The 21,458-nt window shown below is 67.4% G+C and carries 22 protein-coding genes and 1 tRNA gene; 9 read left to right on the plus strand and 14 right to left on the minus strand.

Features of this window, described 5'->3' with window-relative positions:
• Window positions 1–11: 11 nt before the first annotated feature.
• The 3 genes from JHW45_RS09285 to pyrH all read right to left on the minus strand — a co-directional run bounded on the left by JHW45_RS09285 (window position 12) and on the right by pyrH (window position 2,772).
• A complete protein-coding gene (locus JHW45_RS09285) occupies window positions 12–1,169 on the minus strand; it encodes an RsmB/NOP family class I SAM-dependent RNA methyltransferase (RefSeq protein ID WP_272860586.1) in 1,158 nt (385 codons plus the stop codon).
• A gap of 75 nt (window positions 1,170–1,244) precedes the next feature.
• On the minus strand, window positions 1,245–2,066 hold the full coding sequence (locus JHW45_RS09290) for an ion transporter (protein WP_272857425.1): 822 nt from the start codon (window positions 2,064–2,066) through the stop codon (window positions 1,245–1,247).
• Window positions 2,038–2,772 (minus strand): UMP kinase, encoded by a 735-nt coding sequence (gene pyrH, locus JHW45_RS09295; RefSeq protein WP_272857426.1) that lies wholly within the window; start codon window positions 2,770–2,772, stop codon window positions 2,038–2,040. Before pyrH ends, JHW45_RS09290 begins: the two co-directional genes overlap by 29 nt.
• A gap of 87 nt (window positions 2,773–2,859) precedes the next feature.
• Here pyrH and miaA point away from each other — a divergent pair, with 87 nt between their 5' ends.
• A complete protein-coding gene (gene miaA / locus JHW45_RS09300; RefSeq protein ID WP_272857427.1) occupies window positions 2,860–3,759 on the plus strand; it encodes a tRNA (adenosine(37)-N6)-dimethylallyltransferase MiaA in 900 nt (299 codons plus the stop codon).
• A 39-nt stretch (window positions 3,760–3,798) separates the two neighbouring features.
• Here miaA and JHW45_RS09305 read toward each other — a convergent pair whose 3' ends face one another.
• Together JHW45_RS09305 and JHW45_RS09310 are read right to left on the minus strand one after the other, a co-directional pair.
• Window positions 3,799–4,548 (minus strand): RlmE family RNA methyltransferase, encoded by a 750-nt coding sequence (locus tag JHW45_RS09305; RefSeq protein ID WP_272857428.1) that lies wholly within the window; start codon window positions 4,546–4,548, stop codon window positions 3,799–3,801.
• A gap of 1 nt (window position 4,549) precedes the next feature.
• Window positions 4,550–5,671 (minus strand): Ppx/GppA phosphatase family protein, encoded by a 1,122-nt coding sequence (locus JHW45_RS09310; RefSeq protein WP_272857429.1) that lies wholly within the window; start codon window positions 5,669–5,671, stop codon window positions 4,550–4,552.
• Window positions 5,672–5,884: 213 nt separating this feature from the next.
• Between JHW45_RS09310 and JHW45_RS09315 the strand changes: the two genes are divergently transcribed.
• From JHW45_RS09315 to JHW45_RS09325, 3 genes are read left to right on the plus strand one after another with little or no spacing between them, the layout of a single operon-like run.
• The gene (locus JHW45_RS09315) at window positions 5,885–6,169 is read left to right on the plus strand and encodes a virulence factor (protein ID WP_272857430.1); all 285 of its coding nucleotides are present in this window, start codon (window positions 5,885–5,887) and stop codon (window positions 6,167–6,169) included.
• Window positions 6,170–6,182: 13 nt separating this feature from the next.
• Window positions 6,183–7,064 (plus strand): methylenetetrahydrofolate reductase, encoded by an 882-nt coding sequence (locus JHW45_RS09320; protein WP_272857431.1) that lies wholly within the window; start codon window positions 6,183–6,185, stop codon window positions 7,062–7,064.
• A gap of 10 nt (window positions 7,065–7,074) precedes the next feature.
• On the plus strand, window positions 7,075–8,037 hold the full coding sequence (locus JHW45_RS09325; protein ID WP_272857432.1) for a methyltetrahydrofolate cobalamin methyltransferase: 963 nt from the start codon (window positions 7,075–7,077) through the stop codon (window positions 8,035–8,037).
• Between the two features lie 107 nt (window positions 8,038–8,144).
• Here the strand turns inward: JHW45_RS09325 and JHW45_RS09330 are convergent.
• Window positions 8,145–8,228: transfer RNA gene (locus JHW45_RS09330), tRNA-Leu, on the minus strand.
• A gap of 78 nt (window positions 8,229–8,306) precedes the next feature.
• Window positions 8,307–9,266, minus strand: coding sequence for a lipoyl synthase (lipA, locus tag JHW45_RS09335; RefSeq protein ID WP_272857433.1), 960 nt, complete (start codon window positions 9,264–9,266; stop codon window positions 8,307–8,309).
• Window positions 9,267–9,412: 146 nt separating this feature from the next.
• Between lipA and JHW45_RS09340 the strand changes: the two genes are divergently transcribed.
• The gene (locus JHW45_RS09340) at window positions 9,413–9,961 is read left to right on the plus strand and encodes a peroxiredoxin (protein ID WP_272857434.1); all 549 of its coding nucleotides are present in this window, start codon (window positions 9,413–9,415) and stop codon (window positions 9,959–9,961) included.
• 84 nt (window positions 9,962–10,045) lie between these two features.
• On the opposite strand, the gene JHW45_RS09345 is transcribed toward JHW45_RS09340, so the two are convergent.
• The gene (locus JHW45_RS09345; RefSeq protein ID WP_272857435.1) at window positions 10,046–11,188 is read right to left on the minus strand and encodes a DUF6456 domain-containing protein; all 1,143 of its coding nucleotides are present in this window, start codon (window positions 11,186–11,188) and stop codon (window positions 10,046–10,048) included.
• A gap of 216 nt (window positions 11,189–11,404) precedes the next feature.
• Here JHW45_RS09345 and JHW45_RS09350 point away from each other — a divergent pair, with 216 nt between their 5' ends.
• Window positions 11,405–11,806, plus strand: a complete 402-nt coding sequence (locus tag JHW45_RS09350) for a DUF6477 family protein (protein WP_272857436.1) — start codon at window positions 11,405–11,407, stop codon at window positions 11,804–11,806.
• Here JHW45_RS09350 and JHW45_RS09355 read toward each other — a convergent pair.
• Window positions 11,769–13,346: a helicase HerA-like domain-containing protein gene (locus JHW45_RS09355; protein ID WP_272857437.1), complete on the minus strand. Its 1,578-nt coding sequence runs from the start codon at window positions 13,344–13,346 to the stop codon at window positions 11,769–11,771. The genes JHW45_RS09350 and JHW45_RS09355 overlap by 38 nt on opposite strands.
• Before the next feature lie 510 nt (window positions 13,347–13,856).
• On the opposite strand from JHW45_RS09355, the gene JHW45_RS09360 reads away from it, so the two are divergent.
• Entirely contained in the window at window positions 13,857–14,735 is an 879-nt protein-coding gene (locus tag JHW45_RS09360; protein ID WP_272857438.1) for an invasion associated locus B family protein, read from the plus strand.
• A gap of 69 nt (window positions 14,736–14,804) precedes the next feature.
• On the opposite strand, the gene JHW45_RS09365 is transcribed toward JHW45_RS09360, so the two are convergent.
• The 4 genes from JHW45_RS09365 to JHW45_RS09380 form a co-directional block, all read right to left on the minus strand.
• Complete coding sequence (locus tag JHW45_RS09365; RefSeq protein ID WP_272860587.1) at window positions 14,805–16,013, minus strand: beta-ketoacyl-[acyl-carrier-protein] synthase family protein; 1,209 nt, start codon at window positions 16,011–16,013, stop codon at window positions 14,805–14,807.
• 104 nt (window positions 16,014–16,117) lie between these two features.
• A complete protein-coding gene (locus tag JHW45_RS09370; protein WP_272857439.1) occupies window positions 16,118–16,384 on the minus strand; it encodes an acyl carrier protein in 267 nt (88 codons plus the stop codon).
• 12 nt (window positions 16,385–16,396) lie between these two features.
• The gene (locus JHW45_RS09375) at window positions 16,397–17,503 is read right to left on the minus strand and encodes a UDP-3-O-(3-hydroxymyristoyl)glucosamine N-acyltransferase (RefSeq protein ID WP_272857440.1); all 1,107 of its coding nucleotides are present in this window, start codon (window positions 17,501–17,503) and stop codon (window positions 16,397–16,399) included.
• 22 nt (window positions 17,504–17,525) lie between these two features.
• Window positions 17,526–19,160, minus strand: coding sequence for a L,D-transpeptidase family protein (locus tag JHW45_RS09380; RefSeq protein WP_272857441.1), 1,635 nt, complete (start codon window positions 19,158–19,160; stop codon window positions 17,526–17,528).
• Window positions 19,161–19,461: 301 nt separating this feature from the next.
• Here JHW45_RS09380 and mepK point away from each other — a divergent pair, with 301 nt between their 5' ends.
• Window positions 19,462–20,022, plus strand: coding sequence for a peptidoglycan L,D-endopeptidase MepK (gene mepK, locus JHW45_RS09385; RefSeq protein WP_272857442.1), 561 nt, complete (start codon window positions 19,462–19,464; stop codon window positions 20,020–20,022).
• Between the two features lie 167 nt (window positions 20,023–20,189).
• Window positions 20,190–20,786 carry a TetR/AcrR family transcriptional regulator gene (locus tag JHW45_RS09390; protein WP_272857443.1) on the plus strand — a complete coding sequence of 199 codons (597 nt, stop codon included), beginning with the start codon at window positions 20,190–20,192 and terminating at the stop codon, window positions 20,784–20,786.
• On the opposite strand, the gene JHW45_RS09395 is transcribed toward JHW45_RS09390, so the two are convergent.
• Window positions 20,783–21,400 carry a TetR family transcriptional regulator C-terminal domain-containing protein gene (locus JHW45_RS09395; protein ID WP_272857444.1) on the minus strand — a complete coding sequence of 206 codons (618 nt, stop codon included), beginning with the start codon at window positions 21,398–21,400 and terminating at the stop codon, window positions 20,783–20,785. The two genes, JHW45_RS09390 and JHW45_RS09395, sit on opposite strands and share 4 nt — an antisense overlap.
• Between the last annotated feature and the right edge of the window lie 58 nt (window positions 21,401–21,458).

Genomic DNA, 21,458 nt, shown 5'->3' on the forward strand with positions numbered 1-21,458 from the left:
GCGACGCGCCATCAGCCCGTCCGGCGAAACAGGGCCAGAAAGAACCCGTCGCCGCCCTGCATCGGCGTCCACAGACGGCGCATGACGGGGGTGAAACCGGGGTGCCGGGCCAGGAACGCATCGGCTTGCGCGTCGTTTTCGGCCCGCAGCAGCGAACAGGTCATATAGGCCAGATGCCCGCCCGGCGCGACCAGACCCGCGACCCGGTCCAGGATCGCGGATTGCGTGCGGATCAGTTCGTCCAGCGCGGCGGGCGTCAGGCGCCATTTGGCATCCGGACTGCGCCGCCACGTGCCCGATCCCGAACAGGGCACATCGGCCACGACCAGATCGAAAGGTCCGCGCGGATCGTCGGTCAGCCGCACCGACAGCCCGGCCCGTTCGGCGCGGGGCGGCAGATCGCGCATCCGCGCCGGATCGGCGTCGTGGGCCACCAGATCCAGACCGCTTTGCCGCCCGCCGATCGCCAGCGTCTTGCCGCCGCCCCCGGCGCAGAAATCCAGCACCCTGTCGCCGGCCTGCACGGGCAGCGCGTCGCACGCCAGTTGCGGGGACAGGTCCTGCAATTCCACCAGCCCGCCGCGATAGGCGGCACTTTGCGCGACGCCGCGTTCGCCCGAGGTGACCTTCAGCGCCGTCGGCAGATCGGGATGCGGGGTGACGGAAATGCCGTCCACGGCAAGGGCATCGACCGCAGCCGCGGATTGGCCGCGCGCGGGATTGACCCGCAGCCAGACCGGTGCACGATGGCCCATCGCCCGCGCGATGCTGGCCGCGTCAGCGCCAAGCGAGGCGTGCCATTGCGGCAGCAGCCAGTCGGGCAGGTCCGCGATATGGGCAATGTCTGCGCTGGCCGGCATCTGCGTCTCGGCAGGGTCCAGCGGTGGCGGCGCGTGCCCATGACCGGTGAAGAACGCATCAGGCTGCTGACCCGTCTCGCGCAGATAGCCGATCATCAGCCCGCGCCCGTTTTGCGCGCCGCCAAGCGCGGCAAGGGTGTTGCGCCGGCGCAGCGCCTCATAGACCAGATCGCGGACTGCGGCCCGGTCGCCCGACCCGGCAAAGCGGCTGGCCCGCGACCAGCGCAGCAGGGCCTGTTCCGCCGGCCGCCCGGCCAGCACATCATCCAATATCCCGATGGCGGCGGCGATGCGTGCAGGCGGCGTCATGGTGCGGCGGCGCAGCGTTGCGCCCTGCCCCGGACCGGGCATGGCCGCGCGTGTCGAAAATCGTGCAACGTCACGTCATTCGCCCGGCTGACGGGTTTCGAACAGCCGCCTTTCGATGGCGTCCAGCCGCGCCAGAACCTCGTCGCGATAGGCGCCGGTGACCTCGTTCTCCTCGGTCTGGTGCGCCTCTTGCATGGAATTGACGATCAGACCCACGACAAGGTTCATCACCGCGAAGGTGGTGACCAGGATGAACGGCACAAAGAACAGCCACGCATTCGGATACACCTCCATCACCGGGCGGACGATGCCCATGGACCAGCTTTCCAGCGTCATGATCTGGAACAGCGAATAGGCCGATTCGCCAAGCGTGCCGAACCATTCGGGGAAGGTGCGCGAAAACAGCTTCGTGGCGATCACGGCGGCGATGTAGAAGATGATCCCCATCAGCAGGAACACGCTGGCCATGCCCGGCAACGCGGCCAGAAACCCCTCGACCACGCGGCGCAGGCGGGGCGTGACCGACACGATCCGCAACAGCCGCAGGATGCGCAGCGCGCGCAGAACCGACAGCCCCTGCGCCGCCGGCACCAGCGCGATGCCGACCACCACGAAGTCGAAGATGTTCCAGCCGTCGCGGAAAAAGCGCAGCCCGCGCGCGACCAGCTTGGCGCCGATCTCGACCACGAAGACCGACAGGCACAGCGCGTCCAGAAACAGGATCAGAGGCCCGAACCGCGCCATGACGGTGGCCGAGGTCTCAAGCCCCAGGATCAGGGCGTTGAACAGGATCACGCCGGTGATGACGGCCTGAACCGACCGCCGGTGGATCAGCACATCAAGCCGTTCGCGCAGGCCGGGGGCCGGCTTAGCTGTGGACGCGGGTATAGGTGCCATTGCCTTCCAGGATCGTGCGGAAGCCGCCCGGTTCGTCCAGCGAGAAGACGATGATCGGCAGCCTGTTGTCGCGCGCCAGCGCGATGGCCGAGGCATCCATCACGCCAAGATGCTTTTGCAGCACCTCGTCATAGGTGACGTCGCCATAGCGTTTGGCATCGGGGAATTTCTTGGGGTCCTTGTCATAGACGCCATCGACCTTGGTGCCCTTGAAGATCGCCTCGCAGTTCATCTCGTTGGCGCGCAGCGTGGCGGCCGTGTCGGTGGTGAAATAGGGATTGCCGGTGCCGGCCGCGAAGATCACGATGCGGCCCTTTTCCAGATGCCGGATCGCGCGGCGGCGGATATAGGGTTCGCACACCTCGTCCATGCGGATGGCGCTGATGACGCGGCAATGCAGGCCCTTGGCCTCCAGCGCGGACTGCATGGCCAGCGCGTTCATCACCGTGGCCAGCATGCCCATGTAATCGGCGGTGGTGCGCTCCATTCCTTGCGCGCTGCCCTGCAAGCCGCGAAAGATGTTGCCGCCGCCGATGACCATGCTGACCTGCACGCCCATCTTGGCCACCGATTCGACCTCGTCGGCGATCCGGCTGACGGTGGGCGGGTGCAGGCCGAAGCCCTGGTCGCCCATCAGCGCCTCGCCCGAGATCTTCAGCATTACCCTTCCGTACTGGGTGGGCGCGGCGGGCGTTCGATCGGTCATGTCCTGTCCTTTTCTGGGCGGTGCGCCGCTTTCATCGCGGCGCAAAATGTCGCAAAAGGCGGGCAGGTTCAACCTGCCGGAATGCCCATGTCCGACCCCGCCCCGTCACCGCCCGATCTGTCACGAATCGATGCCACGCGCCACCTGCTGATCGCCGGCCCCACGGCCAGCGGCAAATCCGCGCTGGCGCTGGCGGTGGCGCGGGCGCAGGGCGGGCTGATCGTGAACGCCGACGCCTTGCAGGTCTGGTCGTGCTGGCGCGTGCTGACCGCCCGCCCCTCGCCCCGGGATGAGGCTGCGGCGCCGCATGCCCTTTACGGTCATGTGACGCCCAACCGCGACTATTCCGTGGGCGACTGGCTGCGCGAGGTCGGCGCCCTGCGGGGTCAGCGGCTGATCGTCGTGGGTGGCACAGGGCTGTATCTGACGGCGCTGACGCAGGGTCTGGCGCCGGTGCCGCCGACGCCCAGGGCGATCCGGGTGCAGGCCGATGCCCGCATGGCCGCACCGGACGGGCTTGCGCGCATGGTGGCACAGCTTGACGCCCGCACGCGCGACCGGATCGACATCCGCAACCCCGCCCGCGTCCAGCGCGCGTGGGAGGTTCTGCGCGCCACCGGGCGCGGGCTGGCCGACTGGCAGGCCGAGACGCCGCCGCCGCTGATCGCGCCGCAGGACAGCCAGCGGGTCCTGATCACCGCCGACAGGGACTGGCTGGCCGACCGGATCGCGCGCCGGTTCCGCGCCATGATCGCCGCCGGCGCGCTGGACGAGGCGCGGGCGATGCTGCCCCGGTGGGACCCCGCGCGACAATGGGCGCGCGCCATCGGGGCGCCCGAACTGATCGCGCATCTGCGCGGCCAGATCGACCTGGCCACCGCGACCGAACGCGCGATCATCGCGACGCGGCAATACGCCAAGATGCAGCGAAGCTGGTTCCGCAACCGGATGCGCGACTGGCAGCCCTGGCCGGCGCAGGGGGATTGACCGAGGGGCGGGACGCGACTGCGAACAGCCCGGCGGCGATCAATCCTGCGGCCTGTCGCGCGGCGCACGCCCGCGAAAGCCGGTGGCGACCACGTATTTCTCGGACGAATCGCTGCGGCTTGCCGGTGGCTTGACGTTCGCGACTTTCTGGAAATTCTGCTTCAGCAAGGTCTGCATTTCGCTTTCGGCGCCGCCCGCCAGCACCTTGGCGATAAAGGTTCCGCCCGGTTCCAGAACGTCCAGCGCAAGCTGCGCCGCCGCCTCGACGAGCGCGACGATGCGCAGGTGATCGGTGCTTTTGTGCCCCGACGAGGCGGCGGCCATGTCCGACATCACCACGTCCGCAGACCCGCCCAGCCACGCCTTGACCCGGTCGTCGGCGCCCTCGTCCAGAAAGTCCAGCTGATGGATCTCGGCCCCGGCGATCGCATCGACCTCTTGCAGATCGACGCCGACGACGCGGCCGACCGGCTTGCCCGATTTGTCGCCCAGGGCGTTGACGCGATCCACCGCCACCTGGCACCAGCCGCCCGGCGCGCAGCCCAGATCGACGACCCGCGCGCCGGGCACCAGAAAGCCGTATTTGTCGTCCAGTTCCAGGATCTTGAAGGCGGCGCGTCCGCGATACCCCTCGCGCCGGGCGCGGACCACGTAGGGGTCGTTCAGTTGCCGTTCAAGCCACAGCTTGCTGCTGAGCTTGCGGCCCTTGGCGGTCTTGACCCGCACCTTCAGGTCGCGCTGTCCGCGCCCGCTGGACTTGCCCGCGCGGCTGGCCGGCTTCTTGGTCATGTCACGCCACTCCCTTCACGCCGTCGGGCGTCAGCACGCCGTCGCGGACCATCTGCGCATACAGCAACCCCTCGCGCAGGCCGCGATCGGCCACCGACAGCCGCGTTGTCGGCCACACCCGCATCAAGGTCTGCAGGATCGCCACGCCCGACATGATCAGCGCGTGCCGCTCTCGGCCGATGCGGGGGTCGCGGCGCCGCCCCTCGGGGCCAAGCGCCAGATAGGAATGGATCACCCGGTCGATCTGTTCGGTCGTCATCTCAAGCCCGTCGACCTTGGTGCGGTCATAGCGGCGCAGGCCCAGATGGCTGGCCGCGACCGTCGTGACCGTTCCCGACGTGCCGATGATCTGGAACCCGCCCTCGGGCGAGCCGTCGGCATAGGGGGCGAAATCGGCCAGCAATTCCTCGAAATACCAGCTCATCAGCGCGAACCGGCCCTGATCGTCCTCGACATCGGCGAACTGGTCGCGCAGCGTCGCCACGCCCAGGGGCACGCTGATCCAGTCCACCACCCGCGCGCCGCCGGGCTGCGGATTGGCGAACCCGTCCGACAGCCGCATGATCGCGCGCGGCCGTTCCAACGGTTCGACATCCTCAAGATCGATCCAGACAAGCTCGGTCGAGCCGCCGCCGATATCGACGACCAGCAGCGTCTTGGTCGTGTGGCTGACCAGCGGCGCGCAGGAAATCACGGCCAGCCGCGCCTCTTCCTCTGTGCCGATGATCTCGACGGGAAGGCCGGTCTCGCGCCGGATGGTGCGCAGGAAATCGCGGCTGTTGCGCGCGCGGCGGCAGGCCTCGGTCGCGACCAGCCGCAGATTGCCGACGCGATGCAGGTCCAGCTTGCGCCGACAGACCTGCAATGCGTGGACGGTGCGCGCCATCGAACTGCGGGACAGCCGCCCCGAAGCCTCCAGCCCATGCCCAAGCTGCACCGGCTTGGAAAAGCTGTCTATGACCTGGAACTGATTGCCGCGCGGTCGGGCAATCAGCATCCGGCAAGAATTCGTGCCGAGATCGAGAGCAGCATAGAGTGCCCCCTCCTCGACTTGGCGGGTGACCGACGGCTCGACCGTGATTTTCGGGAACGCGTCCGCACCCGCAGGACGCCTGGGCGCCATGACGATACGCCCTCCGATAACAAGTTGCTGGAAAGGTAACGTGCCACCCCGCCCCGTTCAAGGGGCGACCGCGCGCGTGGGTGGCCGCGGGACGTGCCCAGGGCGACATGTGCACCGGGCCGCATGTCGCAAACGCCGCGTTCCATGGTCGCAATCGGTGCGCGCGGGGGTGCGATCCGTGGCAGAACGGCAGCGACAGGAAAGGCGTGGACGATGACGGAACTGACCCTTGTCCTTTGGCGCGACATCCCGGCACAGGTGATCCTGGGCAAGGGCCGCGCCGCGCGGCGGGTGCCCCTGTCCACGCGTTTCGAGCAATCCATCGACCGCGCGGCGATGAAGGCGGGGCTGGCCGGCACCGACGATTATCTGGCCCAGTGGCGGCGCCAGCCCGCCACGGCCGACGACCCCGCAGCCCTGGCCGCGCGGATCGAGGCGGAATACGACACCGACCGGCTTCGCGCGCTGATCGCGAATGGCGGCCGCGACCCCGAATGAAGGACGACAGAACATGGCCCTGATGCAGTTCCGGTCCGCGCCGCGCGCGAATGCCCCGCTGGCCGCGTTCCTGCGCGACGCCTCGATCGAGGTGATGCCGCGCACGGCCGCGTCGATCCCGGATCTGACCGCGATCCTGCCCGCCGGCGCACTGGTGTTCGTGGCCCATATCGACGGCACCGACCCGGCCCGGATGCAGGAAACCGTCGCCCGGCTGGCGCGCGACGGGTTCCGCCCCGTCCCCCACATCCCCGCGCGCCTCGTGCCCGACCGCGCCACGCTGGCCGAATGGGTCTCGGCCTATCGCGCCGGCGGGGCCTGCGGCGCCTTGTTGCTGGGCGGCGGCGTGGCAACGCCAAGGGGCGCGTTCCGCGATTCGATGCAACTGCTGGACACCGGCCTGTTAGGGGATATGCCCCGGCTGTTCATCGCCGGACACCCCGAGGGCAATCGCGACATCGACCCGGACGGCGGCGAAGCCGAGGTGATGCGCGCCCTGCGCTGGAAGGCAGACTTTGCGGCCAGAACGGATGCGCGGATGCAGATCGTCACGCAGTTCGCGTTCGAGGCGCAACCGCTGATCGACTGGGCCAGACGGCTGCGCGCCCTGGGCATCGACATGCCCGTCCGCATCGGCGTGGCCGGACCCGCCCGCCTGCAGACGATGCTGAAATTCGCCATCATGTGCGGCGTCGGGCCGTCGCTGCGGGTGCTGCAACGACGCGCTCGCGACGTGACCCGGCTGCTGACCCCGTTCGAGCCGACGGATCTGGTGGGCGCGCTGGCCGCGGCAAAGGCGACCGATCCGGCCTTTCCGATTGCCGCCGCCCATATCTTCCCGCTTGGCGGCATCACCGAAGCGACCGACTGGCTCGCCCGCCAGCGCGGCGACTGAAGGACCGACGATGACCCGCACCGTGCTGGAATCCGCCTCGAAGACCGTCATCATCGGGTTCGACGAACCGTTCTGCGTCATCGGCGAACGAATCAACCCGACCGGCCGCAAGAAGCTGGCGGCCGAGCTGGAGGCCGGCGATTTCGCGACAGTGCGCAGGGACGCGCTGGAACAGGTGGCCTGCGGGGCGATGGTTCTGGATGTGAATGCGGGCGTCGTCTATAACAGCAACCCCGATCCCAACATCACCGAGCCGCCGCTGATGCGGCAGATGATCCAGCTGGTGCAGGATCTGGTCGATGTGCCGCTGTGCATCGACAGCTCGGTCCCCGGCGCGCTGAAGGCGGGGCTGGAATCGGCCAGCGGACGCCCGCTTGTGAACAGCGTGACGGGCGAGGAAGAGCGGCTGGAGACCGTGCTGCCGCTGATCGCGAAATACAACGTGCCGGTGGTGGCGATCAGCAATGACGACACCGGCATCAGCGAAGACCCCGATATCCGCTTTGCCGTCGCCCGCAAGATCGTCCGGCGCGCGGCCGATTTCGGCATCCCGGCCCATGACATCGTGGTCGATCCGCTGGTCATGCCTGTGGGCGCGATGGCGACCGCCGGGCGTCAGGTCTTTGCCCTGGTCCGCCGCCTGCGCGAGGAGTTGGGCGTGAACACCACCTGCGGCGCCAGCAATATCAGCTTTGGCCTGCCCAACCGCCACGGCATCAACGCGGCGTTCCTGCCGATGGCCGTCGGCGCGGGCATGACCAGCGCGATCATGAACCCGGTCCGGCTGGCCGAGATGGAGGCGATCCGCGCCGCCAACATGCTGATGAACCACGATGCCAACGGCGGCGAATGGATCCGCTTTGCCCGCGTGGCCGAGGCGGCGCGCGCCGGAACCCCCTTCGCCGAAGCCGCCAGCGCCGCCGCCACCGGCACCACCGGCGGCCGCAGCGGCCGCCGCCGCAGCCGCGCCTGACGGGCGCGGCGGGCGGGCGATTGGTGTGAAACACCTGCTGCGACTCTGAACTGCCGGTCGTGGGTGACGACGGGCAGGCGGCGTCGCGATTTTTGCGGAAAATTAATTGGTACCCGAGGTCGGACTCGAACCGACAAGCCTTGCGGCGGGGGATTTTGAGTCCCCTGCGTCTACCATTCCGCCACTCGGGCCCCGTCACGTCGCCTAAGGCGGCAAGCGGCGATTTGCAAGAGGGTTCCTGCGTCGTGCGCAGGCCCCATCGGGCGGGATCAGGCCCGGCCCAGCCTTTCCAGCCGCGCCGCGCGCAGCCGGGCGAAATCGTCGCCGGCGTGATACGATGACCGCGTCAGCGGCGTGGCCGACACCATCAGGAACCCCTTGCCATAGGCGGATTTCTCGTATCCCGTGAACTCTTCCGGGGTCACGAAGCGGGCCACGCGGTGATGCTTGGGTGTGGGTTGCAGATACTGGCCGATGGTCATGAAGTCGATATCGGCCGCGCGCATGTCGTCCATGACCTGCAACACGCCCTGCCGATCCTCGCCCAGCCCGACCATGATGCCGGATTTCGTGAACATGGTCGGGTCCAGTTCCTTGACCCGCTGCAACAGGCGCAGCGAATGGAAATAGCGCGCGCCGGGGCGGACGGTCGGATACAGACCCGGCACGGTTTCAAGATTGTGGTTGAACACGTCGGGACGCGCCTCGACCACGGTTTCCAGCGCGCCGGGCTTGGTCTTCAGGAAATCGGGCGTCAGGACCTCGATGGTCGACTCGGGGCTGCGATGGCGGATCGCGCGGATCGTCTGGGCGAAATGTTCGGCCCCGCCATCGTCCAGATCGTCGCGATCCACACTGGTAATCACGACATGGTTCAGGCCAAGCTTCTGCACCGCATGGGCGACGCGGCCGGGTTCGAACACGTCCAGCGCATCGGGCCGCCCGGTCGAGACGTTGCAGAACGTGCAGCCGCGCGTGCAGATGTCGCCCATGATCATCATCGTGGCGTGACCCTGGCTCCAGCATTCGCCGACATTGGGGCAGCCCGCCTCCTCGCAGACGGTGGACAGCCGGTGTTCCTGCATGATGTCGCGCGTGCGTTTGTAGCCTTCGCTGACCGGCGCCTTGACCCGGATCCAGTCGGGCTTCCTGGGCTGGGCCTGATCGGGGCGATGCGCCTTTTCGGGGTGGCGAAGACGGGGCGGCTGCGGGGCGGTGATCTCGGTCATGTCCGACCTTTCGCTGTGTTTCATCCTCCTTAGTCCCAAACAGGGGCTTGATCAACGGCGCGCAACATGCTGCATCTGCACATCCACGCCGCAGCGCGGCATGTGGAGCCGGGGAGGAGAAAATGCAGTTGCAAAGGAGTGTTGAGATGAAGATCGGCAGTGCAGTTCCCCAGGTGACCTTCAAGACCCGCGTCCGCGACGAGTCGGTGGGCGGGCCGAACCCGTTTCGCTGGCAGGACATGACCACGGCGGATTATTTCGCCGGCAAGCGCGTGGTGCTGTTTTCGCTGCCCGGCGCGTTCACGCCCACCTGCTCTACCTATCAGCTGCCCGGTTTCGAAAAATCCTTCGCCCGGATGCGACAGCTGGGCATCGACGCGATCTACTGCATGTCGGTCAACGACAGCTTCGTGATGAACCAGTGGGCCAAGGCGCAGGGCCTTTCGAACGTGCAGGTGATCCCGGACGGATCGGGCGAGTTCACGGAAAAGGCCGGGATGCTGGTGCGCAAGGACAATCTGGGCTTCGGGGCGCGCAGCTGGCGCTATGCCGCGGTGGTCGATGACGGCATCGTCGAGGCGTGGTTCGAAGAGCCGGGCCGTTGCGACGACTGCGCCGACGATCCCTATGGCGAAACATCGCCGGAAAAAGTGCTGGCCTATCTTCAGACCGCGCGCGTGGGCGAACCGGCCTGAACGCGGACGAAACGACAAAGGGCCGCATGCAAGCGGCCCTTTTTCGCGAATTGTCGCAGATCGCGGCGCCGGGCGCCCCGCCTGTCAGCCGATCAGGGGCGATCCGCCGCCATAGATTTCCTGGTAATGGCGTTCCAGCCGCATCAGGGCCAGCCGCAGAACCACCTTGCCAGACCGCGCCGACCAGCCAAGACGACGCTCGGTCATCTCGATCCCTTCCAGAAAGCAGCAGACCCGCAGCACGATATCGCCCATGCCGGGGCCCAGATCGCGCAACGCCACCGCCACCCGGTCGCGCGCCGATTCCGAGCCGCCGCGATAGCCGCCGGCGCTGCGGCCCACATCGATGCCCGAGGTCATGAACCCGTCCCAGTTCTGGGTCACGCGCGGCCCCATCTGCGCCAGTTCGAAATCCTCGCGCAGCCTTTCGCCCGCCGCGACCATGCCCGCCGACAGAAACGGCCGCCCGTCCGCATCGCGTCTGCGCGCCAGGACCAGCAGCGGGCTTTCGGCGATGTTGACGCGCGCCGTCCGCCGGCGCCCGTCCTCGGGGTCCTCGATCCGGCGCTGTTCCCAGATGCGGTGACGCCCGGCATGATCGAAACCGACCGCCGCCTCGGCCATGCCCTCATGCGGGCTGCCGGGCACGGGATCGGCGTCGCGAAAATCGCCCGGACGCGGCATCGCGCGCCGGGTGCGCGACGATGCCAGCATCCGCCGCAGCGCCTCGCGCCCCGCCGGCGCAAGCGCATAGCGTTGCACCCGGCCCCCCTGCCCGCTTTGCACGACCCAGCCTTTCAGCGCCATCGCCTCGGCCTGCCTGCGTTCCAGAACCGCGGTGCGGATGTCGTCGCGCGTCACGATCGCCTTGGCCATGCCCGCGGCCGAGGCCATGACCGCCCCCGGCTCGGCCAGTCGCCGCAGCACGCGCAGGGCGGCGCGTTCGTCGAACGCCGCCTCGGTGGGCGCGGGCGGGGCCGACAACGCCCCATCGACCAGCGGATCGTCGCGCCGCGCCTCGAACCGGCGGATGCGACGCAGGATCGTCGAGGCGTGACAGCCCGCCTCGCGCGCCAGCGCCCTTATCGGCTCGCCGTCCTCGACATGGCGCAGATACAGCCTGGCGTCTTCGGGCAGGTGGGTCCGTTCCGCAGCGCCCTCGGGGGTCTCAGATCGGTGGTCCGCGCCTCCTGTCTCCATTGCGAAATCACCGGTCAAAATGGTCATGTCTCGTCCCTTGTCGTCCTTGGGCAGCCCGGCAGATGGCTCCCCTGGGTTGCGTTAGTTCCTGTAGATGACAGGCTGCTTTCTGCACATAGAGGCGACATTCCCTAACAAAACCTAAAGATTCATTGCCCCCGCGCGCGGTGCAGGAAGGGTTTCGGCAACACACTTTAAAGTTGTGTGAAGCTGTCGGTCCGACATCCAGAAGGACCAGAATCGATGACCGCCATGCCGAACGTGATCGCCTTTCGCCGCCCCTTGCCGCAGACCAGGCTGCGCCGGCCTGCCACGCTGATCCGCGCCGCTCGCGCAGGCCAACCGGGCTGGCGGAGAGAGCGGGATCTGCCCCGGCTTCTGCGCTGCGAGGGTTGCCCGGCGGCGGGCGACGCCCTGCCCCGGCTGCGCGCCCACGAGGCGATGATGAACGAGGCGCGGCTTGACCGTGATCCGGAATACGACATGCAGCGCCACGTTCTGCTGATGATCGCGATCCTGGCCGAGATGCGGGCGGCCGTCGCGGCCGCACCCCAGCCGGTGGCCGTCGCCGAAAGTGCGCTTTTCGCGGGCGTTGCCTGTCCGGCCTTCAGCGGCCCCGGAACAGCGACCCCAGCACACCCCTGACCAGCGCCTTGCCCGACCTTGTGCCCAATTGGCGGGCAAGGCTTTTGCCGAAGGTCTCGGCGATGGTATCGCTGCGTCTGGAACGGCTTTTGGGCGCGGGCTCGGCGGCGTCGCGGCGCGGCTGGTAACGGCGCGCGTTGCGGTATTCCTCGCGGTCCATGTCGAACAGGTCCGCATCGCCGGATGCCGCCTCCTTGCCGTCGGCACCGGCCAAGGCTGCCTCTTCGGCGCGTCGGGACAGGATTTCCTGCGCCGAGTCGCGTTCCAGCCGGGTGGCGTATTTCAGCGCCATGGGCGAGGCCGCGTTCACCCTTTGCCGTTCTGTGTCAAGGATCGGGCCCAGACGGCTGAAGGGCGGGCGGATCAGCGTGCGTTGCGCCATGCCCGGCACGCCCTTGGCTTCCAGAAAAGACGTCACGGCCTCGCCCGTGCCGACATCCCGAATGGCATCGGCGATATCGAAATCGGGGTTGGGGCGATAATTCTGCGCCGCAAGCCGCAACGCCTTCTGGTCGCGGGCGGTAAAGGCGCGCAGCGCGTGCTGCACCCGGTTGCCAAGCTGACCCAGGATGTCTTCGGGAATGTCGTCCGGGTTCTGGCTGATGAACCAGACGCTGACGCCCTTCGACCGGATCAGCCGCGCGACCTGTTCCACCTTCTCGATCAGCGCCTTGGGCGCGTCGTCGAACAGCAGATGCGATTCGTCGAAGAAGAACGCGATGCGCGGCCGGTCGGGGTCGCCGATCTCAGGCAACTGCTCGAACAACTCGGACAGAAGCCACAGCAGAAACGTCGCATACAGCCGGGGCGAGGCCATCAGCCGGTCGGCGGCCAGCACGTTGATGACGCCCTTTCCGGATGCGTCCTGCCGGATGATGTCGGCCAGATCCAGCGCCGGTTCCCCGAACAGGTTGTGGCCCCCCTGATTTTCCAGGATCAGCAGGGCGCGCTGGATCGCGCCGACGCTGGCCGTGCTGACATTGCCGTATTGCAGCGACAATTCGGTGGCGTTCTGGCCGACCCAGACCAGCATCGCCTGAAGATCCTTCAGATCCAGCAGCGCCAGCCCCTGTTCGTCGGCCACGCGGAAGGCGATGTTCATCACCCCTTCCTGCACATCGGTCAGATCCAGCAGGCGCGACAGCAGCAGCGGCCCCATCTCGGCCGGGGTGGTGCGCACCGGATGTCCGCGTTCGCCCCAGACGTCCCAGAACGTCACCGGAAATGACTGATAATCCAGCGTCAGTCCGATCTTCTCGGCGCGCTGTTGGAACGCATCGTGCAGGGGCGCATCGGCGCGGCCCGGCTGCGACAGCCCGGCCAGATCGCCCTTCACATCCGACAGAAACACCGGCACCCCCGCCAGCGACAGGCTTTCGGCAAGCGTCTGCAACGTCACCGTCTTGCCGGTGCCGGTCGCCCCGGCGATCATGCCGTGCCGGTTGGCGTATTTCAGCAGCAGCGATTGCGGCTGGCGGTGATCCGCGCCGCCTCCGCCCACGAAAACCGTGCCCGCGTCTTCATCCAGAACGCCTGTCATGTCGCCGCCCCTCAAGGTTTTTTTGCCGTTGCGCGTCCGGTGCGCGCGCAAGAACAATACAATCTTAACCGCCGCGTGCCATATTCGATTTGTCCAGGGATCGCAGCCGTGCCCCGGACCTTCCTCCCTGTTGGACTGCCGCGCCCCCGGGCGCGGCTTTTTTTGATCGAACCTGACCTTTTGGACTGTTGACGGATCACGGTGCCGCGACTAGCGTGCAGCGAATGAAGACCGGCCAGTCCGGCAGGGAGAAACGCCCAAGGCGTTGGGGTCGCGGGGAAAACTGCGGCCCTTTTTAATTGTCCGATTTCGCGGGACGCCCGGCACCATGCACGCGCCTGTATGGCCCATCGGTCAGGCCGCGTGGGCCGTCCCGACGCCCCGCCCGGATCGTATCGCCTTGCGCGGCAGGTCAACCCAAGGTGAAGCCTTGCGGCGATCTTGCCGCCTGACAACGCCGCCAAGACATGCTAGTCGGCGAAAAAGCTTCGAGCAAAGGAAAGAACGAACATGCCGATCAAACCCTCGCAGGCATTGCTGGCGGCGCTGGCGCTTGTCGCAGCCCCGGCCTTCGCCCAGGACACGACCGGGACCGCGACCGCGGACGAGTCCGGAACGGCTTCGCAGGACGCCGCCCCGTCCGAACCCGCCGCCGCAGAGGACGCATCGGACGCGGCCCCCGCAGCGACCCCCGCCGAGCCTGCGGACGCGGATGCACCGGCCGCGACGGCAGAGACGCAGGCCGAACCGGCGACCGACGCGGCCCCCGCAGATGCGGCCCCGGCCACCGGGCAGCCCGCGCAGGATCAGGCCGCAGCCGAGCCGCAGGTCGGCAGCTATTACGTGAAATCGACCCATAACGACTGGTCGCTGCGCTGCATCAACGCCGATCAGAACAAGGACCCGTGCGAACTGTATCAGCTGATGAAGGACGCCGAGGGCAATTCGGTGGCCGAGATGACGCTGATCCCGCTGACCAACGGCGAAGTTGCCGCCGGCGCGACACTGGTCGCGCCGCTGGAAACCGACCTGATCCGCGGTCTGGGCTTTGCCGTCGACAGCGGCCAGGCGCGGGAATATCCGTTCAGCTTCTGCGCGCCGGTGGGCTGCGTGTCGCGGATGGGCTTTACCGCGGCCGAGTTGAACCAGCTGAAGCGCGGCGGCAAGGCCACCGTGACGCTGATGCCCTTTGGCGGCGATCCGAAGAACCCGGTCGAGCTGAACCTGTCGCTGGCAGGGTTCACGGCGGCGTTCGAGGAGCTGAGCGAGTATACCACGCAGCCCGCGCCGCAGGCATCCGCGCCGGAGGAACCTGCCGCAGACGCACCTGCCGCAGACGCACCTGCCGCGGGCGCGCCCGCCGAAGACGCGGCCCCGGCCAGCGAATAACGCCCGCATCGCGGTAAACGACACGAACCGCGCCCCGTGGGCGCGGTTTTTACGTGGCGACGTGACGGATCAGACCCGGCGCAGCGCGATCACGGCGTTCAGCCCCCCGAACGCAAACGCGTTCGACAGCACCGCATCGACCTGCGCCTCGCGCGCCTCGTTCGGGACGACATCCAGCGCGCATTCAGGGTCCGGTTCCTGATAACCGATGGTCGGCGCGATCACCCCGTCGCGCAGCGCCATGATACAGGCCAGCAATTCGACCGCGCCGGTCGCGCCGATCAGATGCCCGTGCATGGATTTCGTGGACGAGATCATCAGCCGGTCGGCATGGTGGCCAAAGGCATGCGCCACCGCCGCGCATTCGGTCTTGTCGTTCGCTGCGGTGCCGGTGCCGTGGGCGTTGATATAGCCGATCTGATCGCCGTTCAGACCGGCATCCTCCAGCGCGCCGCGAATCGCGCGTTCCGCGCCCTGCGCCGACGGCATCACGATGTCCTGCGCATCCGACGACATCGCGAATCCGACAACCTCGGCCAGGATCTGGGCGCCGCGCGCGCGCGCATGCTCGAAATCCTCGAACACGAAGACGCCCGCGCCCTCGCCCTGCACCATGCCGTTGCGGTTGGCGCTGAACGGGCGGCAGGCATCGCGCGACATGACCCGCAACCCCTCCCACGCCTTGATGCCGCCGAAACACAGCATCGCCTCGGATCCGCCGGTCAGCATCACCTGCGCCGCGCCCGACCGGATCATCTGGAACGCCAGACCCATCGCGTGGTTCGAACTGGCGCAGGCGGTGGCGACCGTAAAGGACGGGCCGCGCAGCCCGTATTCCATCGAGGTGTGGCTGGCCGCGGCGTTGTTCATCAGCTTGGGCACGACGAACGGGTGGACCCGGTTCTTGCCCTCTTCATAGACGGCGCGGTAATTCTCGTCCCAGGTGTTCAGCCCGCCGCCCGCCGTGCCCAGCACGACGCCCGACCGCAGGCCCAATTCGCCCTGAAAGCTGAGGCCGGACTGCGCCACCGCCTGCTTGGCGGCCAGCAAGGTGAACTGGGTGAACTTGTCATACAGCAGGATCTGCTGGCGGTTGAAATAATCCTCGGGCCGCCAGTCATGGACCTGCGCGCCGATCTGGATCGACAGCCGGTCGACATCGCGGAAATCCAGCGCCGAAATGCCGCACCGCCCCTCGCGGAACGCGGCCAGGGTGGTGTCGACGTCATGTCCAAGCGCGTTGATCGTGCCGGCCCCGGTGATCGCCACGCGACGCATGCCCTGCGCGTTCACCGGCTGCGGCCCCTGCGCGACCGCCGGTGTGGGCGTGGCCCCGGCGCGGACGGCCGGGGCATCGGCGGTGTTGGCGGGTGAGGTGTCGCTCATGCAGCTTTCTGCGCCACCAGACGCTCGACCGCGCGCATGATCGTGGCCATGTTCGAGATGTCGAAATCCGAATTCTCGGGCTCGTTGGCGTTGAAGGGGATGGTGATGTCGAACTCTTCCTCAAGCGCAAAGATGGATTCGACCAGCCCCAGACTGTCGATGCCCAGATCCTCCGGCGTCGCGTCGTCGTCGATCTGGTGCGGTTCCAGCATGGCCTGTTCGGCAATGATGGCCCGGATGCGGGATTTGATCGTATCGGTCATGGAGCCTCCTGCTCAGCCCTTTTCCATCAGGCGTGTAACAGTTTCCTGAAGCTTTGCTAGCTGTTGTGCGAAACGCGGCAGGCGGCGCAGGGCCTTCTGGATTTCCATCTGCGTTTCCATCTTCACCGCCGGATTGCCCAGAATCACGCGGCCCGCCGGCACGCGGGTAAAGATCTTCGATGCGCCGCCCGCGATCACGTCGTCGCCGATCTCGATATTGTCATTGACGCCGACGCGGCCGGCCAGAACCACGCGGTTGCCGATCCGCGCCGATCCGGCGATGCCGGCCATGCCGCAGATCAGGCAATCCTCGCCGATGACGACGTTGTGGCCGATCTGCACAAGGCTGTCGATCTTGGTTCCCGACCCGACGCGCGTCGCGCGGATGGTGCCGCGATCCACGCTGGAATTGGCGCCGATCTCGACATCGTCGCCCAGGTCCACCCCGCCCAGGGAATGGATGCGGGTCCAGTGCTGTTGCACGATGCGGTCGCGGGGGCCAAGGGTGCGCCGGATCTCCTCGATCCCGGATTCCTCGGGCGTGACAAAGGAAAATCCGTCGCCCCCGATCACCGCGCCGGGCTGCACGATCAGCCGGTCGCCCGCCGTGACGCCCTGCGCGATCTTCGCGCCAGCAAGGATGATCGCGTCGTGGCCGATCGCCGTGGCCTTGCCGATGCAGACGTGCGGGCCGATGCGGGCATTGTCGCCGATCCGCACCTCGGGCCCGATCACCGCCAGCGGACCGATCGCCGCCCCGGCACCGATCTGCGCCGTCGGGTCGATCACCGCCGACGGGTGGATGCCCGGCGCGATGTCGGGGCCGGGATCGAAGGCGCGCGTCAGCCCGGCCATCAGCAGGCGCGGACGCGGCGCGAAGATCGCGGCCTTCAGGTCGTATTCCGCCGGGTCCATCCCCTCGGCAAGGATCGCCATGCTGCCCGGTTGCAGCGCGCGGGCATATTCCGACGACATCGCCATCGCGATCACGCCGCCATCCGGACCCACGGGACCTGCGGCCGAAGGTTCCGCCGCGCCGGTGACGGACAGCGTCTCATCGCCCCAGCATCGCGCGTCCAGCGCGCGCGCCAATTCACCGATGGTCACGGATTTCGTCATCGCACCCTCTTTCAAGGGCGACTTAATCGCTTTCGCCGACCGAATCCAGCCCGAGCGCCTGCAACCGGTCCCAGACCGCCGCGTCGCGGCCATAGATATCCTCGTGAAAGCGGATCTGCCCGGACTGGTCGGGAAAGGCCGTGAAATAGACCAGATGCACCGGCACGTTCGGGGTCAGCGCCAGCCATCTTTCGCGGCCGCTGTCCAGCGCGCGCTGAAACAGGCCGCGCGGATCGTCGCTTTGGGGCGACAAAAGCTGTGTGGCCAGATCGAACGGGTCGCCCACCCGGACGCAGCCATGGGAATAGGCGCGGCTGCTGTTGCGGAACAGATGCTTGGTCGGCGTGTCGTGCAGATAGATGTTCCACGGATTGGGAAAGATGAACTTCACCAGCCCAAGCGCATTGTCGTCACTGGGTTTCTGCCGCATCCGATAGGGGAAATTCGCCGCCGTGTAGCGCGAGAAATCGATCCGGCTGCGGGGGATCACATTGCCGCGCCCGTCCACGACATCCAGATGCGACACCGCGTGGCGGTTGGCCTTCAGGCGCGGCAGATATTCCTTGACGGTGATCGACCGAGGCACGTTCCAGCGCGGGTTCACGACCACATATTCCATCCGGTCCGAGAATTCGGGCGTGCGCATGTCGGGGGCGGTCTTGCCGACGACGACGCGCGTGCGAAAGATCTCGTCGCCGCGATCCATGATCCGGGCGGTGAATTCGGGGATGTTCACCCATACGTGCCGCGCCTGCAGATCCTCGCCGCCCATCCAGCGCATCCGTTCCAGCGCGACCGCGATCATCCGGCTGCGCCAGTCGCCGAGGCCGGGCAGATCGCCGTTCAGACGCCCGATCGTGTCGGGCCCGGCCACGCCGTCGGAATGCAGGCCCGCAGCCCTTTGATACTCTGCCACCGCGCCGGACAGCGCGGCGTCATATACGCTTGGATCGTCCGACGGCGCGGAAAAGCCGATACTGGCCAGTCGGGTGCGCAGCGCCACGACCCCGTCGCCCGACATGCCGATCCGCCACAGCGCGACCGGCGCGGGCGCGATCCCGTCGGGCACCGTCAGATCCGCGCTGCCGGCCAGCGCATCCTGCAGCGCCAGATAGGCCGGCGCGTCGGGCGCAAGCCCGGCCAGATAGGCGGCCGGGTCGGGCGCAGCGACAAAGTCGCGGATCAGCCGGGCGGCGTCGGGCCGGTTGACCTGCCGCCGGATCTGGGGGTCGGCATCGGCTGGCCGGATCGCCCCGCCGGTCATGTCCAGATCATAGCGCAGCAGGATCTGGGCGTGGATCACCTCGGATTCCAGCCCCTGACCTGCGGCGGCCGGATCGCGGGGACGATAACGCCCGGCGGGCAGACCGTGGCGCTGTGCGGTCGCCGCGACCTCGCGCAGCGCATCGCGCAGACGGGCGCCGTCCGCACCCTGAAAGATAGGCCGCAGACCGTTGCTGCCGTAAAAAGAGGCAAGCTGCGGGCTGTCGGCCACCGCCTCGGCCAACGCCATCTCGTCTGCCGAAAAGTTCAGCTGTGGCGCCAGGGCAACAGCCGCCTGCCGCCCCGAGGCCAGCACCGCCTGCGCAACCGCCGGTTGAGGCATCGCGCCAAGCATCGACAGACCCAATATGACCGGCAGGCAGAAACGCACCATCACACCCTCGGAAAACCTTGATTTATCCTGCCATTGCCGGCGGAACATTGCCATTGCCACGCGCATGTCGACAGGCAGACGCCGCCGCCGCGTTGCTTTCGCGCCACAGCCATGCGGCGAATTAACCACTTTCGGCGCTTTGAGCGATTTCTTGCCGATGCGGGACGTGTTCCGGCTTTTTCCGCAATCAAACTGTTCCAGCACGCACGGGAATTTGACATATTGTTAGCAAGTCGGGGCTAAAACCCGGCGGGTCGCGGCAAACGCGGCGAACAGAACGAAGCAGGACAGGCGATCAGACATGACAATGGACCTTATCTCGCGCCGCGGCATTCTTGGTGTGTTCGCGGCAACCTCTGTGGCTGCGGCACCGGTGATGGCCAACGCGTTCGGCTTTCTGCGCGGCGCCGGCGACATGCGGCGCATCCGCATGTATAACGGGCGGACGGGCGAAAGCCTTGACACCGTGTATTGGGTGAACGGCAAATACGTCCGGGAAGCCCTGAACGAAGTGAACATCTTCATGCGCGACTGGCGCACGGGGACCGCGATCGGTATCGACCCGCGGGCAATCGACGTGGCCGCCGCCTCGCACCGGCTGCTGCAGACGAACGAGCCTTACATGATGCTGTCGGGCTATCGCTCGCCGCAGACCAACGCGATGCTGCGCCGCAGTTCGCGCGGGGTGGCCAGAAACTCGTTGCACATGGTCGGCAAGGCCGCCGATCTGCGACTGAAATCGCGCTCGGTCAACCAGATGTTCTCGGCGGCATCGGCCTGCAAGGCGGGCGGCGTCGGCAAATACTCGCGCTCGAACTTCGTGCACATGGATTGCGGCCCGATCCGCACCTGGGGCGCCTGAACCGGCCTGCGCGAAGGCCCGATCTTCCGTGACGCTGCCCGCCTTGTGCGGGCGGCGCGGTTTGCCGTTCACCGGGCGCATGTCCGCCCGCCGCGCAGGCGCTTGACGCGGCGGCGCCATTCCTGAACGCTGAGGACATCGACCAAGGCAGATCGGACAATTCCCGGATGAACCCGCAGACAATCCGCCGTTACCGCACCGCCAAGAAGATCCAGTCGGCAGCCGTCGCGCTGGCGGTGCAGGAGGGGCTTGCGAATGTCACGACCGAGGCGATTGCACGCGAAGCCGGGATCAGCACGCGCACCTTCTTCAACTATTATCCGTATAAAGAGGCCGCTTTGGCCGGCCCGCCGCCGGACTATCCCGCCGATGCCGCCGAACGCTTCGTGCATGGCAAGGCCACGCTGATCGAGGATCTGGACCGGCTGATGGAGGCGCATCTGAGCCGGTTCCTGACCGAGCGCGAGATGCTGGCGCAGATGTTCCGCCTGGCCGAAACCGACGCCAAGCTGGACGCGCTGCGCAACAATGCGGTGCTGTCGCGGCGGGCGCAGATGCGCGAATTGCTGACCCGGCGCATTCCCGACGCCGATCCGCAGGTCGTCGAAATCCTTGCCGCCGCGATCATCGCCGCGACCAATGCCGCGACGAAACAGTGGCTGTCGGGCGAACGCGACGATTTTATCGCCGCGGCGCGCGAAAACCTTGGGCTGATCCTGCCGGCGGCGCAGATGCTGCACCGGCCGGCCGGCCCGGACGCCTAGGGCGTCAGCATCCGCCGGAACAGGTTGTCCAGAAATATCTCTGCCTCGGCATAGGGATCGTGGCCCGGCCCCAGCACGGCGCGCACCTGCACGTCGAAATCGGCGTAATGCTGCGTCAGCGCCCAGATCGAGAAGATCAGGTGGTGCGGATCGACCGGCGCCAGCCGCCCGTCCTCGATCCAGCCGGCCAGCGTCTTCACCGCCTCGTCCACCAGTTCGCGCAGCCGCCCGCCCAGGATCTCGCTGAGATGGGGCGCGCCCTGCAGGATCTCATAGGCGAAAAGCCGGCTTTCGCGCGGATAGTCGCGCGACAGATCCAGCTTGGCGCGGACATAGCGCAGCACCTCGTCCAGCGGCTCTCCGGACGGGTCGAGGCTCAGCATGGGGGCCAGCCACATATCCAGCAGCGCGGTCAGCAGGGTCTTGTGGATGTCGTCCTTGGAATCGAAATAATACAGCACGTTGGGTTTCGACAGCCCCGACGCCTCGGCGATCTGGTCGATGGTGGCGCCGCGAAAACCCTTGGCCGAAAACGCGGTCAGCGCGCCTTCCAGGATCAATTCGCGGTTCTTCTGCTGGATCCGCGTCAACTGACGCTCATTCCGGTCTGTCATCGTCCATCCCGCTCTGGCATGATCCATTTCTGGGGACGAGATCGCGATTTGTCACGCA

The organism is Paracoccus stylophorae, from assembly GCF_028553765.1.
GTDB lineage: Bacteria > Pseudomonadota > Alphaproteobacteria > Rhodobacterales > Rhodobacteraceae > Paracoccus > Paracoccus stylophorae.

Excerpts from the sequence above, each read along its gene's own strand:
- JHW45_RS09285 (WP_272860586.1), bottom strand. The coding sequence starts at position 1,169 with ATGACGCCGCCTGCACGCATCGCCGCCGCCATCGGGATATTGGATGAT.
- JHW45_RS09290 (WP_272857425.1), bottom strand. The coding sequence starts at position 2,066 with ATGGCACCTATACCCGCGTCCACAGCTAAGCCGGCCCCCGGCCTGCGC.
- pyrH (WP_272857426.1), bottom strand. The coding sequence starts at position 2,772 with ATGACCGATCGAACGCCCGCCGCGCCCACCCAGTACGGAAGGGTAATG.
- miaA (WP_272857427.1), top strand. The coding sequence starts at position 2,860 with ATGTCCGACCCCGCCCCGTCACCGCCCGATCTGTCACGAATCGATGCC.
- JHW45_RS09305 (WP_272857428.1), bottom strand. The coding sequence starts at position 4,548 with ATGACCAAGAAGCCGGCCAGCCGCGCGGGCAAGTCCAGCGGGCGCGGA.
- JHW45_RS09310 (WP_272857429.1), bottom strand. The coding sequence starts at position 5,671 with ATGGCGCCCAGGCGTCCTGCGGGTGCGGACGCGTTCCCGAAAATCACG.
- JHW45_RS09315 (WP_272857430.1), top strand. The coding sequence starts at position 5,885 with ATGACGGAACTGACCCTTGTCCTTTGGCGCGACATCCCGGCACAGGTG.
- JHW45_RS09320 (WP_272857431.1), top strand. The coding sequence starts at position 6,183 with ATGGCCCTGATGCAGTTCCGGTCCGCGCCGCGCGCGAATGCCCCGCTG.
- JHW45_RS09325 (WP_272857432.1), top strand. The coding sequence starts at position 7,075 with ATGACCCGCACCGTGCTGGAATCCGCCTCGAAGACCGTCATCATCGGG.
- lipA (WP_272857433.1), bottom strand. The coding sequence starts at position 9,266 with ATGACCGAGATCACCGCCCCGCAGCCGCCCCGTCTTCGCCACCCCGAA.
- JHW45_RS09340 (WP_272857434.1), top strand. The coding sequence starts at position 9,413 with ATGAAGATCGGCAGTGCAGTTCCCCAGGTGACCTTCAAGACCCGCGTC.
- JHW45_RS09345 (WP_272857435.1), bottom strand. The coding sequence starts at position 11,188 with ATGACCATTTTGACCGGTGATTTCGCAATGGAGACAGGAGGCGCGGAC.
- JHW45_RS09350 (WP_272857436.1), top strand. The coding sequence starts at position 11,405 with ATGACCGCCATGCCGAACGTGATCGCCTTTCGCCGCCCCTTGCCGCAG.
- JHW45_RS09355 (WP_272857437.1), bottom strand. The coding sequence starts at position 13,346 with ATGACAGGCGTTCTGGATGAAGACGCGGGCACGGTTTTCGTGGGCGGA.
- JHW45_RS09360 (WP_272857438.1), top strand. The coding sequence starts at position 13,857 with ATGCCGATCAAACCCTCGCAGGCATTGCTGGCGGCGCTGGCGCTTGTC.
- JHW45_RS09365 (WP_272860587.1), bottom strand. The coding sequence starts at position 16,013 with ATGCGTCGCGTGGCGATCACCGGGGCCGGCACGATCAACGCGCTTGGA.
- JHW45_RS09370 (WP_272857439.1), bottom strand. The coding sequence starts at position 16,384 with ATGACCGATACGATCAAATCCCGCATCCGGGCCATCATTGCCGAACAG.
- JHW45_RS09375 (WP_272857440.1), bottom strand. The coding sequence starts at position 17,503 with ATGACGAAATCCGTGACCATCGGTGAATTGGCGCGCGCGCTGGACGCG.
- JHW45_RS09380 (WP_272857441.1), bottom strand. The coding sequence starts at position 19,160 with ATGGTGCGTTTCTGCCTGCCGGTCATATTGGGTCTGTCGATGCTTGGC.
- mepK (WP_272857442.1), top strand. The coding sequence starts at position 19,462 with ATGACAATGGACCTTATCTCGCGCCGCGGCATTCTTGGTGTGTTCGCG.
- JHW45_RS09390 (WP_272857443.1), top strand. The coding sequence starts at position 20,190 with ATGAACCCGCAGACAATCCGCCGTTACCGCACCGCCAAGAAGATCCAG.
- JHW45_RS09395 (WP_272857444.1), bottom strand. The coding sequence starts at position 21,400 with ATGACAGACCGGAATGAGCGTCAGTTGACGCGGATCCAGCAGAAGAAC.